10 protein-coding genes are annotated in these 12,995 nt (G+C 72.3%); 4 read left to right on the forward strand and 6 right to left on the reverse strand.

Going from position 1 to position 12,995, the window contains the following annotated elements; genetic code table 11:
* Positions 1–121: 121 nt before the first annotated feature.
* From AB0316_RS13730 to AB0316_RS13755, 6 genes are all read right to left on the reverse strand, one after another.
* Positions 122–727 (reverse strand): copper resistance CopC family protein, encoded by a 606-nt coding sequence (locus AB0316_RS13730; protein WP_366273574.1) that lies wholly within the window; start codon positions 725–727, stop codon positions 122–124.
* A gap of 44 nt (positions 728–771) precedes the next feature.
* Positions 772–1,527: a YcnI family protein gene (locus tag AB0316_RS13735; protein ID WP_366273575.1), complete on the reverse strand. Its 756-nt coding sequence runs from the start codon at positions 1,525–1,527 to the stop codon at positions 772–774.
* A 115-nt stretch (positions 1,528–1,642) separates the two neighbouring features.
* A complete protein-coding gene (locus AB0316_RS13740; protein WP_366273576.1) occupies positions 1,643–2,326 on the reverse strand; it encodes a hypothetical protein in 684 nt (227 codons plus the stop codon).
* A 274-nt stretch (positions 2,327–2,600) separates the two neighbouring features.
* Positions 2,601–3,851 (reverse strand): MFS transporter, encoded by a 1,251-nt coding sequence (locus AB0316_RS13745; protein WP_366273577.1) that lies wholly within the window; start codon positions 3,849–3,851, stop codon positions 2,601–2,603.
* A 178-nt stretch (positions 3,852–4,029) separates the two neighbouring features.
* Positions 4,030–5,559, reverse strand: a complete 1,530-nt coding sequence (locus tag AB0316_RS13750) for a hypothetical protein (RefSeq protein WP_366273578.1) — start codon at positions 5,557–5,559, stop codon at positions 4,030–4,032.
* A 113-nt stretch (positions 5,560–5,672) separates the two neighbouring features.
* Positions 5,673–8,111 (reverse strand): HAD-IC family P-type ATPase, encoded by a 2,439-nt coding sequence (locus tag AB0316_RS13755; protein WP_366273579.1) that lies wholly within the window; start codon positions 8,109–8,111, stop codon positions 5,673–5,675.
* A gap of 146 nt (positions 8,112–8,257) precedes the next feature.
* Here AB0316_RS13755 and AB0316_RS13760 point away from each other — a divergent pair, with 146 nt between their 5' ends.
* The 4 genes from AB0316_RS13760 (at position 8,258) to AB0316_RS13775 (ending at position 12,978) form a co-directional block, all read left to right on the forward strand.
* A complete protein-coding gene (locus AB0316_RS13760; RefSeq protein WP_366273580.1) occupies positions 8,258–9,697 on the forward strand; it encodes an NAD-dependent malic enzyme in 1,440 nt (479 codons plus the stop codon).
* Positions 9,698–9,714: 17 nt separating this feature from the next.
* Positions 9,715–11,043 carry an MFS transporter gene (locus AB0316_RS13765; protein ID WP_366273581.1) on the forward strand — a complete coding sequence of 443 codons (1,329 nt, stop codon included), beginning with the start codon at positions 9,715–9,717 and terminating at the stop codon, positions 11,041–11,043.
* Between the two features lie 136 nt (positions 11,044–11,179).
* Entirely contained in the window at positions 11,180–11,542 is a 363-nt protein-coding gene (locus AB0316_RS13770) for an MmcQ/YjbR family DNA-binding protein (protein ID WP_366273582.1), read from the forward strand.
* Positions 11,543–11,658: 116 nt separating this feature from the next.
* Positions 11,659–12,978 (forward strand): MFS transporter, encoded by a 1,320-nt coding sequence (locus AB0316_RS13775; RefSeq protein ID WP_366273583.1) that lies wholly within the window; start codon positions 11,659–11,661, stop codon positions 12,976–12,978.
* Positions 12,979–12,995 lie beyond the last annotated feature (17 nt).

The raw sequence follows: 12,995 nt of genomic DNA on the forward strand, positions 1-12,995 counted from the left end.
GGGTCGAGGACGAACTCGTAATGAATAGGTCGTCGGTTCGATTCCGACAAGCGGCTCCAGCAGCACGACAGATCAGCCCCCGACTCTGAGGAGTCGGGGGCTGATCTGCGCTCGGGGCCTGTCAGCCGTGGTCGACGTCTCGCCTCCTGCGGCGCAGAAGCGTCAGAGCGGCCGCTGCACAGACGGCGGCGACGACCACGACGAGGGCCACGACCACCCCGCCGGGCAGGCCCGACCCGGATGGCGAGGTGCTCTCGCTGCCGGCCGCCGGGGCCGTGGCCTCGGGGGAGGCCGCGCTCGAGGCGGTGGTGGGGGAGCCGGTCGTCGGGGTGGCGCCGCCTGGTGCGACCGCCCCGGCGGCACGCGAGGTGAACGCAACCTCACCGGAGACCGGGTGCCCGTCGGCCGACGTCACGCGCCACAGGACCGTGTAGCGACCGGCGGGGGAGGATGCAGGCAGGTCCTGCACGACGGTGTTGTCGACGAGCCGCGGCTTCGGCACGGCCACCGGTCCGCTCGGGCCGGTCACCACCATCTGGGTGCCGATCGGCAGGGCCGGGTCGGTGAAGGTGAGCACGATCCGGCTCGGGGTCTGCGCGACCGTGGCGCCGTTCGCCGGGGAGGTGGAGATGAGGACGTCGTGGGCCGCCGCCGGTCCGGCGGCCACCACCGAGGTGACCGCCGAGCCGAGCAGGACCAGCAGCGCGGACGCCAGCGCCTGCGCCATGCGGCGAGGGGCTCGTGGCTGCCGGGTGGGCGCGTACGAGCGGATCATGACCGCCGCCCCGTCCCCGTGCGGCGCCGACCGAGCACGGCGACGGCGACGGCCACGAGCCCCAGGACGACGGCGACGCCGCCCAGCGTCCGGGCGAGCGGATCGGCGCTCGCCGGGCTGGTGCCTGCTGCAGCGTCGGTCGACATCGCCTGGCCGCCGTCGTGCCCGGAGCCCGCTGCCGCCGCCGTCACGGTGAAGGAGGGCGCCGGGTGCTCCGGCTCGACGCCGGACGCCGGCGTCGGCTGGTCCCAGCGCACGACCGATCCGTCGGACATCGTCTGCGTGGCGGGCAGCACGACGAGCCCGGGCGAGGGGAGCGGACCGACGGAGAGGTCGAACTGCTGGTACTCGTCGGGACCGATACGGGTGCCGGGGCGTGCGGTCCAGGTGACGGAACGCACCGCCTTGGTGATGGTCGTCCCGTCGACGGTCACCGGCTTCGGCAGTGGTCCCCTGGTCAGGGAGACGTCCCAGCCTGGGAGCGGCTTGGTCGAGACCGACAGGAACGGCTTGTCGGCCGGCAGCTCGACCGACACCTTGACCGTGCCTGCCGTCGGGGACTCGTTGGGGACGCGGAGGGCGAGCTCGCTGAAGGAGCCCGAGGTGGTGGTGTCCGCGTCGACGTGCACGTGGGCGGAGGCTGCCGCCGCGGAGCCGGCGACGAGTGCGGCCGCCAGGCCGAGGGACGCGACGATGCGGCGCCTCGAGCGGCGGGCCGGGGGACGAAGGGTGAAGCGTGCGGGGGAGCTCATGATGTCCTCGTATGCGTGGGGTGGGCACCGCTGCTCTCAGCGGGCCCGAGGTGGTGGACAGGTGCCAGGTTGGCCGGGCACCGCAGCCGACCACCCTCGTCACGAGGCGCAGGGGTCAGGCGAGGCCCGGCACGAGGGGCGCGGGTGGACCGCGCGGGGAGGTGCCGTCGACGCGGCAGGACACGATCGGCCGGAACATCGCGGCGCCCGGTCCGGTGGTCGGGTCACCGATGGCCAGCGGCGCGACGGACGGCAGCGGCTGCGGCACGATCCGGTCGGCCAGCGCCCAGAGGGCGGCCTCGCCCCGGGACAGCACGACCGCGGTCAGCAGGGTCGCGACGACGTGAGCCGCCAGCATCGGCCACGAGCTCATCGAGTGCGTCATCGAGTGGCTCATCGCCCCCGTCGTGACCGCCGCGCCCGCCACCGCGTCAGCTGCGCCCGGACCGGCTCCGGCAGCGCGGCCCGAGGGGCACGACGAGTGGACGACGGCGACCGCGTGGTGGCCCACGTCGACCAGCCTGCCGCCGCACGCGGCTGCGCCCGAGGTCACCGAGAGTGCGGCGTGCAGCAGCACCTGCTCGATGCCGAGCGCGGTCAGCAGGCGAGGGAGCCGGCAGCGTCGATCGGTGACCACCAGGACGAACGGGGCGAACAGGACCGCGAGGAGCGCGAGGACGGGAAGGCCTGGCAGCTCGCCGCCGCCGCCGCGGTGTGCACCGGCCGCGAGCAGGAGCGAGATGGCACCGAGCATCGCGGCGCGGACCAACCGCACCGGACCTCGACTCGGCGCCTGCACGCCTCGACCCTAGCGCCAGCAGTCGTGACGTCCCGACGGGGACGAAGCACCCTGACCCACCCAGAAGCAGCACGTCGGGAGGCGGAGATGGGCGGTGAAAAGGCGAAGGAGCCCACCTGCGCGCGCAGGACGGGCTCCTTCGAGGCTGGTGCGGATGGGGGGGTGCGTGCCAGCCGTGGGGGTGTTACAGGTGTGACAGTAATGAAGGTGTAGGCCGTTGTAAGCGTTTTCGCGGAAATATCCGCAGATTCTCGTTTTTGCCCCGAACCCCGGCTCAGGACTCGGCAACGACCTCGGTGCCGGGTGGGAGGACCTGCGGTCGCTCCGCGCGGCCGAGGACCCGCCTGCAGGACCACGACAGGAGCACCGCGGCGGCGCCGGCGCCGACCGTGACGGCATACGCCGGCGTGTGTCCACCCCAGTCGGCGAGCCGGCCGGCGAGCGCGGCGCCCACGGCGTAGCCGAGCCCGGTCGCGGCGGCGAGGGCGGTCATCGCGGCACCGGTCCGCGCCGGTGGGGTCACGCGCTCTGCGAGCGTGAAGGTGGTGATCATGTAGGGCGCGACGGTGCAGCCGAGCACGAGCAGCACCGGGACGAGCGCCGGCAGAGAGCCGACGAGCAGCAGCGGCGAGGCGAGGACGAGCAGACCCGCGGCGAACCAGCGCAGCCGCGCGGGCAGCGCCCACCGCGCAGGCAGCCCGGCGACGGCGAGGCCGGCGATGACGCTGCCGACGCCGAGCAGGGCGTGGAAGTAGCCGGTCAGTCCGGGCGACCCGGCGGCCGTCGCGAGCACGGAGGTGCCGGTCTGGACCGAGCCGAAGACCGTGCCGACGAGCAGCTGCGCGACGCACAGCACCACGAGCGCCGGCCCGAGCAGCCGGCCGGCCGGGCCCACCGACTGCGACGTCGCGGCGTGCGTGACGGCAGCCGTTTCATGCAGGGCGAACCACGTGCCGAAGACGGCGAGCGCCGCAGCGGCGAGCCCGAGAGCCGCCGAGGGACTGGCGACGGAGACGCCGAGCCCGACGAGGGCCGGCCCGAGCACGAACGAGGCCTCGTCCGCCGCGCCCTCGTAGGAGAAGGCCGTATCGACGAGGCGGTGCTGGCGAGAGCCCGTGCCGGCCGTGATCGGCCGCCAGCGCACGCGGGCCAGCGGCCCGATCTGCGGCAGCAGCAGGCCTGCCACGGCGCTCGTCACGGCCGCCACGCCCCAGGGCAGGCCGGCGCCCACGACGACGAGGATCGCGACGAGCCCCGCGGCGCCTGACAGAGATTGGAAGGTGACGACGCGGCGCTGGCCGAGACGGTCCGCGCGGGCGCCCCAGAAGGGTGCGCCGACCGCGTTGGCCACGGCGAGGGCCCCGGCGCAGACGCCGCCGGCCCCGTAGCTGCCGGTGGCCTCGGACACGAGCAGGAGGGTGCCGAGCTGGCTCATCGCGAGCGGCATACGGGCCAGGAACGCGACGACGATGTAGGTGCGGCCGGTCAGGCGGAAGAGGTGGCGGTAGGAGTCCGTGGGTGACACGAGGGGCAGCTCCGGGTCTGGTCGCGGGGTCGCGACGGCGGGTGCGCGCCTACCCGCCCAACAGGCCACGCCGGATCCCTGTGCGAGGCACAGTCTAGGCGATCCCGGCGCTCGGGGGGACGGCGACGGGCGGCACCCCGTGGGGTGCCGCCCGTCGGTCGTGCAGGTCGGCCGCGCCTCAGCGCACGCGTGCCTGGTGCACCCACGTGCGCAGGGCCCCGGCGGTCGCAGAGCTGTCGGGTGTGACGGCGCGAGCGGCGGCCGGGGCGCCGACCGGCGTCGTGGCCGTGGTGTCCGTCGGAGCAGGCGTCGAGGTCGTCGGAACCGGCGTCGAGGTCGTCGGAACCGGCGTCGTCGGCGTCCCCGTCGGGGTCGTGGTCGTGGTCGTCGGCGTGGGCGTCGGGGTCGGTTCGGGAGCCACCTCGAATCGGCCGGCGACGTCGACCACCACGTCGATCCGGCCCGAGTGGTTGTAGATGTCGAACTTGGTGGTGCCCTGCTGGAGGCCCACCATCGCCATGTTGGACACGATCTGACCGGTGACGGCGTTGACGTTGCTGGAGTCCGGGCGGGCCCCGCCGTTCTCCCACAGGCTGAGGTAGGTGCTTGCCGTCGGCTTGATCGCCGTCGTGTTGGTCACCAGCGCCACCGTGTTGGCATCGGCCACGGCGGCCGGGGGCGTGACGATGCGGGTCGTGTACGCGCCGAGGGGGGTCGTGCCGGTCTTGGTGCGCGTGTCGACGATGCGCCGTGGCGACCCGATGCTGTGGAAGCGGGTGCCGCTGATGCCACCCGCGTAGAAGCCGACGATGTCGATGACGACGTCGGTCGCGCCGCTGCTGTGGTTGCGCAGGGCGAAGTCGGCGTAGTTGGTGCCGTTCTCGGCGCTGTGGCCCACCGGCACGATCGCCATCGTGGCGGTGTTCTGCTTGGGCAGGAAGTTGACGTTGGAGACACCGGGCATCGACCCGGTGCCGTCCCAGACGGTGAGGTAGCCGGAGGCCTGGGGCTTGACCGCCGTCAGGTTCACGGCGAGTGCCGTGATGTCCGGCGTGATGTCGTCGCCCGTCTCCGGGTCCTTGTAGCTGACGGACAGCGGGACGGTCTCGCCCGGGTCGAGGGCCGGCCCGTCGCTGCTGGTCCGGGTGTCCATCAGGCGCCACGGCACGTCGGGGAAGTAGTCGACGGCGCTGGCCGGGACCGTCTTAGCGGTGGGGCCGACGTAGTAGCCCTGGACGTCGACGACGACGTTGGTCTTGCCCCAGGCGTTGCGGATGCTGACCCAGCCGTCGCTGCTCACGGGGACCGTGACGAGGTTGGACCGGGTGTCACGGGCGACGAAGTTGATGCTCGAGGCGTTCGGCAGCGACGCGCCCTTGGGGTAGGCCGTGAGGAAGCCGGCGGTCGTCGGCCCGGTGACGGTGAGGTTGAGCACCACGGCCGACACGCCCGACGCCGGGACACCGGCCCGGCCGCCCACCTGCAGGTTGTAGGTCTCACCCTGGTTGAAGGGTCGCTTGAGCGGGCTGATGCGGCTGTCGAGCAGCCGGCTCGGCTTGAGCGACACATAGGTGCCGTCGGCCGGCGACACGGTGGAGGTGGAGGCGGCCGCCGAGGTGGTCGACGCTGCGGTGAGGGCGACGCAGCCGACGGCTGCCGTGCTGAGGACGAGGGCCGTGGAGAGGCCCGAGATGACTGACCGACGCACGGCGAGTCCCCCTGTTTTCCGACGAGGTGCTGCCCCGTCGGCAGCGTGCTCGCGGAACGTACCACCGGGGTGGGACCGGGGTGGGCGAAATGTCCGGTGGGTTTGCTGTGGGTTCAGTCCGGCAGGAGGTGGGCGGCGTGCACCGAGGGGGACGTGCGGTAGACGACCTCGACGACCGCGGCCCCGACGATCCCGATGGCCAGTGACTGCCAGACGAGCGGCAGCGGGGCGTCGAGGTCGAAGAACGCGGCCGCTGCCGGCACGAGGAAAGCCCCGACGGCGAGGGCGACCATCGCCGCGAGCAGTGCCGCCTTCCACGGCCGGAACGGCCGGGCGAGGACGGCGAGGATCCAGAAGAAGACCGTGAGCAGGGTGATCGTGGCGCCGCTGCCCGGGCGCGAGCAGGCGACGCCGGACACGGTGTGCACGCCGGCCTCGACCGCGCACCGGGTGGCGAACTCGTCGACCGGCACGCCGTAGCGGCTCCCGGCGAGCAGGTAGGACACGATGACGGCCACGCCGGCGACGGCCCCCGCGGGCACGGCGAAGCGCAGGATCCGGCGCAGGAAGCCGGGCAGGTAGCGGCGCCGGTTGGGGCCCAGGGCGAGGAAGAAGGCCGGGATGCCGATCGTGACCGCCGAGACGAGGGTCAGGTGGCGCGGCAGGAACGGGAAGGGCACGGCCGTCAATGCGGCGGCGAGGATCGCCACGAGGCTCATCGCGTTCTTGGCGACGAAGAGGTTGGCGACGCGCTCGACGTTGCCGATGACCCGTCGTCCCTCGGCGAGCACGTCGGGCAGGTGCGCGAAGCTGTCGTCGAGCAGGACGAGCTCGGCGACGGCCCTCGTCGCCTGCGCCCCGCTGCCCATGGCGACCCCGATGTCGGCGTCCTTGAGGGCGAGCGCGTCGTTGACGCCGTCTCCCGTCATGGCGACGACGTGCCCGTCCGCCTGCAGGGCGCGGACGAAGGCGCGCTTCTGCTCGGGGGTGACCCGGCCGAAGACCGTGTGCGCGCGCAGCGCGTCCCGGACCGCGGCGTCGTCGTCGGGCAACGACCGGGCATCGAGCGGCTCGGCCGCCTCGAGGCCGACGGCCCGGGCGACTGCGGCCACGGTGACCGGGTTGTCGCCGGAGAAGACCTTGACCGCGACTCCCTGCTCCCGGAAGTAGTCGAGTGTCCGGCGGGCGTCGGGGCGGACCTGCTCGGTGAGGGTGACGAGGGCGGCCGGCGCGAGGTCGCTCGGCAGTGTCGGTGCCTCGAGGGGCTCCTCGCTGCGGGCCAGCAGCACCACCCGGCGCCCGGCCTCGGCGAGCTCGCCGACCCGGGCCCGCAGCGCCGTGCTCTCCGTCGTGGGTTGCCCCGCCCCGAGCAGCACCTCCGGGGCCCCGAGGACCCACGTCGCACCGCCGGCGAACGAGGCCGCGCTCCACTTGCGCGCCGAGCTGAACGGGACGGCGTGCACGCGCGTCCAGCCGGGCGACTCGACAGCCGACCGGATGGCGGCCAGGGTGCCGTTGGCGTCGGGGTCGTCGGCGAGCGCGCCCAGAGCGCAACGGGTCTCGTCGGCCGCGTGACCCGGCAGGACGCATACGTCCTCGAAGGCGATGTCGCCGGCGGTGAGCGTCCCCGTCTTGTCGAGGCAGACGACGTCGACCCGGGCGAGACCCTCCACGGCGGGCAGCTGCTGCACGAGCACCCGGCGTCGGGTCAGCTGGACGGCGGAGAGCAGGAACGCCACCGACGTGAGCAGCACGAGGCCCTCGGGAACGAGTCCCACGACGCCCGCGGCCGAGCGGATGACGACCTGCCGCCAGCCCTGGTCGCCGACGGTGCGCCACTGCGACCAGATCGCGAGCGGGAGGGCGGCGACGATGACCCACGTGATGTAGCGCAGCAGCGTGTCGATCGACGCCTGGATCTCCGACCGGGTCCGCGTGAACCTTCGGGCATCCGCCGCGACCCGGTTGACGTAGGCGTCGGCGCCTACCAGGCGGGCGTGCAGGCGACCCGAGCCCGCGACGACCGTTGTGCCCGAGAGGATCTCGTCGCCCTCGCCGTGGGCGACCGCGTCGGACTCACCGGTCAGGTTCGCCTCGTGCAGCTCCAGGCCGGCGCTCGTCACGAGCGCGCCGTCGGCGGGGACCTGGTCGCCCGTGCGCAGCTCGACGAGGTCGTCCTGCACGACGTCGGTCGTCGCGACCACCTGCACCTGCCCGTCCCGCACCACCCGGGTCGTCGGCGCGTGGAGCAGGGCCAGCCGGTCGAGCTTGCGTTTGGCGAGGTACTCCTGCGCGATGCCGATCGCCGAGTTGACGACGAGGACGATGCCGAAGAGCCCGTCGGCGAGTGACCCGGTAACGAGGACGAGGACGAACAGCGCCCCGAGGATCGCGTTGAACCGGGTGAGCACGTTGGCGCGCACGATCTGGCCGAGCGAGCGAGACGTCCGCTCGGAGAGCCGGTTGACGGCGCCGCGCGAGACGCGCTCGGCCACCTCGGCGCTCGTCAGCCCGTCGGTGCGGGTGACCGTCGTCTCCCCGGGCGTCGTCATGCCCCCAGTGTCGTATGCCGTGTGCCCGGCCCCCGACGAACCGTCACGCGCGTCGGGGTGGGGACCGCCGGCAGGGGGACGAATGTTACTGATCGGTCTTCGGACCGCGTCCGGGGCGCCTCTCGGATCGTGGGACAATCTGGCGCGTGACTGAGTCGATCCAACGTGCCCGCGCCACCACCGCCTCCTACTCGATCACGATGCGGATCCACGCCGGCACCGACCCGGCAGTCATCGGCGCCCTCGCCGTCAAGGTGGCCGAGAGCGGTGGCATCACGACGGCACTCGACATCGTCGACTCGCACCCGGACCGGCTCGTCATCGACCTCACGTGCTCGGCCAGCAACGCCGAGCACTCCGGCGAGATCGTCGAGGCCGTCGAGACGCTCGAGGGCGTGCGCGTGCACAAGGTCTCCGACCGCGTCTTCCTGCTCCATCTCGGCGGCAAGATCAGCGTCGAGTCCAAGGTCAACCTGCGCAACCGCCAGGACCTCGCGATGGCCTACACCCCGGGCGTGGGCCGGGTCAGCCAGGCGCTTGCCGACCACCCGGAGGACGTGCCGAAGCTGACGATCAAGGGCAACTCGGTGGCGGTCGTCACCGACGGCTCGGCGGTCCTCGGCCTCGGCAACATCGGCCCGATGGCGGCGCTGCCGGTCATGGAGGGCAAGGCGGCCCTCTTCAAGCGCTTCGCCGACATCGACGCGTGGCCGATCTGCATCGACACGACCGACGTCGACGAGATCGTGCGCACCGTGGAGCTCATCGCACCGGGCTTCGGCGGCATCAACCTCGAGGACATCGCGGCCCCCCGCTGCTTCGAGGTCGAGGCCAAGCTGCGCGAGCGCCTGTCGATCCCGGTCTTCCACGACGACCAGCACGGCACCGCCATCGTCGTGCTCGCCGCGCTCAAGAACGCGCTGCGCATCATCGACAAGAAGCTCGCCGACGCGCGGATCGTCGTGTCCGGCGGCGGCGCCGCCGGCTCGGCCATCGTGCAGTTGCTCCTCGCCGCGGGCGCCATCGACGTCACCGTCTCCGACCGGCCGGGCCTGCTCAACAGGAACGACGAGTCCCTGACCCCGGCCTGGCGCGAGCTCGCCGAGAAGACGAACCCCCGTGGCCTCACCGGCACGCTGCGCGACGGGCTGCAGGGCGCCGACGTCTTCATCGGCGTCAGCGCCCCACGCATCCTGGACCCCGAGTGGATCAACGAGATGGCCGAGCACCGGATCGTCTTCGCCCTGGCCAACCCGGACCCCGAGGTCGACATCTACGAGGCGACCCAGCGCGCCACCGTCGTCGCCTCCGGCCGCAGCGACTACCCGAACCAGATCAACAACGTCCTGGCCTTCCCCGGCGTCTTCCGCGGCCTGCTCGACGCGCGCGCCACCGACGTGACCACCGAGATGCTCATCAAGGCGGCCGACGCCATCGCCTCCGTCGTCACCGACGAGCAGCTCAACCCGAACTACATCATCCCGAGCGTCTTCCAGCCCGACATGAGCAAGACCGTCGCCAAGGCGATCGTCGACTGCGTGCCCAAGGCGCCCGCGAAGAGCATCCCGATGACCGGCGCGAACTGAGGAGCACGACCCACCGGATGAGCAGCACCAAGTCGGGCCAACGGTTCCCGCTCGACGGCCGACGTGCGTGGGCGGTGTGGGCGGCCGCCATCGCCGTCTACGTGCTCGCGGTCTTCCACCGCACCTCGCTCGGCGTGGCCGGCCTCGACGCCGCCCAGCGCTTCGGCATCAGCAGCTCCCAGCTGTCGACGTTCACGATCCTGCAGCTGCTCGTCTACGCCGCCATGCAGCTGCCCGTCGGGGCGCTGCTCGACCGCTACGGGTCCAAGAGGCTGCTCGGCGTCGGGCTCACCTTCCTGACCGTCGCTCAGCTCGGCTTCGCCTTCGTCCACTCCTTCCCGGCGGCACTCGCCTGTCGCGTGCTGCTCGGCATCGGCGATGCCATGGTCTTCATCTCGGTGCTGCGCATCGTCGCCCTGTGGTTCTCGCCGCGCCGCACGCCGATGGTCACGCAGCTGACCGGCGTGCTCGGCCAGCTGGGGGCGCTGGCTGCGGCCGGCCCCCTCGCCGCGGCGCTAGCCCACTTCGGCTGGACCCCGTCGTATGCCGTCGCGGCGTCGGTCGGCGTGCTCAGCGGGATCGCGCTCGTGCTCGTCGTCAAGGACAGCCCGTACACGGACCACCACCGGGACGAGCTGCGCCTGCGCGCCATCGCCCGCACCCTGCGGGCGGCCTGGCTCGTGCCCGGGACGCGCCTCGGGCTGTGGTCGCACTTCACCTCGCAGTTCGCCGCCAACATGTTCACGCTCCTCTGGGGCTTCCCGTTCCTCGTCTCCGGGGAGGGCCTGTCGTCCTCGACGGCGAGCATCCTGCTCATGCTCATGGTCGTGACGACGGTCGTCACCAGCCCGGTCATCGGCACGCTGACCATGCGCTACCCGTTCTCGCGCAGCACCCTCGTGCTCGGGATCGTCGCGGCGGCGATCGCCGCCTGGACGGTCGTGCTGCTGTGGCCCGGTCGGGCGCCGCTCTGGCTCCTCGTCGTCCTCGTCGTGCTCATCGCCGTGGGCGGCCCGGGCTCGATGATCGGCTTCGACCTGGCTCGCACCTTCAACCCGCCGACCCGCATCGGCAGCGCCTCGGGCATCGTCAACACCGGCGGCTTCATCGCGACCCTGACCGCGGTGGCGCTCGTCGGGGTGGTGCTCGACCGCGTCTCGCCGGCCGGGCCGTCGACCTGGGACGTCGGCTCCTTCCGGGCCGCGATGGCGGTTCAGTATCCCGTCTGGGCGCTCGGTGTCCTGCAGATCCTGCGCTACCGCCGCCGGGCGCGCCGGGCGGCCCGCGAGGCCGACCCCGAGGCCTACGCCGCCATGCAGGCAGGCCAGTCCGTCACCTTCCACTGACGCCCCCACCCCTTAACCGTCGAGAGGCCACGTCTGGCCCCTCCTCACCCGTCGAGAGGCCACGAATGGCCCTTGCGACCCGGTCGAGAGGCCACGAACAGCCCTGTCGGGTCTAGCCTCCTGCCGAGGAGGGGCCGTGGCGACGTGGGCTGACGTGGAGCAGATGGCCGAGCGCCTGCCGGGTGCCGAGCCGACGGTCGCTCTCGACGGGCGGCCGGCGTGGCGAGCCGGACGGCATATGTTCGCCCGTCTGCGACTCGACGACGGCGGCGGCGAGCTCCTGCAGGTGTGGACCGACGCGATGGACACCGAGCAGGCGCTCGCCGGTCGGCGCGACACCTTCGTGCACATCGACACGTTCCGCTTCCGGGTCACCGTGTGGGCTCGCCTCGACCTGCTGGACCGGCGGGAGCTCGCCGAGCTGCTCCTCGAGTCCTACGACGTGCGCGGCGGTCCCCGCCGTCGGGGCGGTGTCGGCCTGACGGACCTGCTCTCCTGACGCGCCAATCGTCGCAGCGAGGCGCCGCAGATTCACAGGTTCTTTTAAGGTCCACGGGTATGCCCCCGTGCGGGCACGACGGAGTCCCCGCCGGCCCTGACCACAGGGAGGCACGGATGGCCGCACCAGCGCCGACACGCACCAAGCTCACGTCCGACCAGCGCAACTCGTTCCTGGCCGCCTACCTCGGGTGGGCGATGGACGCGTTCGACTACTTCCTCGTCGTCCTCATCTACGCCGACATCGCCAAGGACTTCCACAAGTCCCTGCCGGAGATGGCATTCATCACGACGATGACCCTGATCATGCGCCCGGTCGGCGCCTTCATCTTCGGGTTCTGGGCCGACCGGCGCGGGCGGCGCATCCCGCTCATGACCTGCGTCGCCTTCTACAGCGTCGTCGGGTTCGTCTGCGCATTCGCGCCGAACTTCGCCGTCCTCATGGTGCTGCGGATGCTCTACGGCATCGGGATGGGCGGCGAGTGGGGCCTTGGGGCGGCGCTCGCCATGGAGAAGTTGCCGACGGAGCGCCGCGGGTTCTTCTCCGGGATCCTGCAGGGTGGCTACTCGATGGGCTACCTGCTCGCCTCGCTCGCCTTCCTCGTCGTCAACTCGTGGCTCGGCCTGTCGTGGCGCTGGATGTTCGCGCTGTCCATCGTCCCGGCGGTCATCACCTTCGTCATCCGCTCCCGCGTCTCCGAGTCCGAGGTCTGGAAGGAGGCGGACAAGCGGGTGCGGCAGACGAGCACCACCGTGCGCCAGCTGCTCGCCAACCGGGCCATCTGGCGCCGGTTCATCTTCCTCGTGCTGCTCATGACGGCGTTCAACTGGATGAGCCACGGCACGCAGGACGTCTACCCGACCTTCCTCAAGGCCACCGACGACGGTGGCGCCGGGCTCGCCAAGAGCACCGCCACGTGGATCGCCGTGATCTACAACGTCGGCGCGATCGCCGGTGGCGCGGTCGCCGGCGCGCTGTCCGAGCGCTACGGCCGCAAGGTCATGATCATCCTCTGCGCGGTCCTCGGTCTGCCGATCGTGCCCCTGTTCGCCTACTCGCACACCGCGGGCATGCTCGCCCTCGGGTCGTTCCTCATGCAGGTCATGGTCCAGGGCGCGTGGGGTGTCATCCCGGCGCACCTGACCGAGCTGAGCCCCGACGAGATCCGCGGCTTCTACCCGGGTGTCACCTACCAGCTCGGCAACTGCCTGGCCGCCTTCAACCTGCCGATCCAGGAGGCGATCGCCAGCACGCACGGCTACCCGTTCGCACTGACGGTGACGATCGTGCCGGTGTTCCTCGCCGTCATCGTGCTGACCGCGGTCGGGAAGGAACGCCGCGGCATACGCTTCGGCACCGCCGAGACGAGCCTCGTCGAGTCGGGAATGGGCAGCCTGGCCTCCACGCGTCGGGGTGCCGGCGCGACGACGCGCTGAGGCGCTGAGCCCGCCGA

This window comes from Terrabacter sp. NPDC080008 (assembly GCF_040702505.1).
Lineage (GTDB): Bacteria > Actinomycetota > Actinomycetes > Actinomycetales > Dermatophilaceae > Terrabacter.

Coding starts and splice junctions, on each gene's coding strand:
- AB0316_RS13730 (WP_366273574.1), bottom strand. CDS start 727: ATGGCGCAGGCGCTGGCGTCCGCGCTGCTGGTCCTGCTCGGCTCGGCG.
- AB0316_RS13735 (WP_366273575.1), bottom strand. CDS start 1,527: ATGAGCTCCCCCGCACGCTTCACCCTTCGTCCCCCGGCCCGCCGCTCG.
- AB0316_RS13755 (WP_366273579.1), bottom strand. CDS start 8,111: ATGACGACGCCCGGGGAGACGACGGTCACCCGCACCGACGGGCTGACG.
- AB0316_RS13765 (WP_366273581.1), top strand. CDS start 9,715: ATGAGCAGCACCAAGTCGGGCCAACGGTTCCCGCTCGACGGCCGACGT.
- AB0316_RS13775 (WP_366273583.1), top strand. CDS start 11,659: ATGGCCGCACCAGCGCCGACACGCACCAAGCTCACGTCCGACCAGCGC.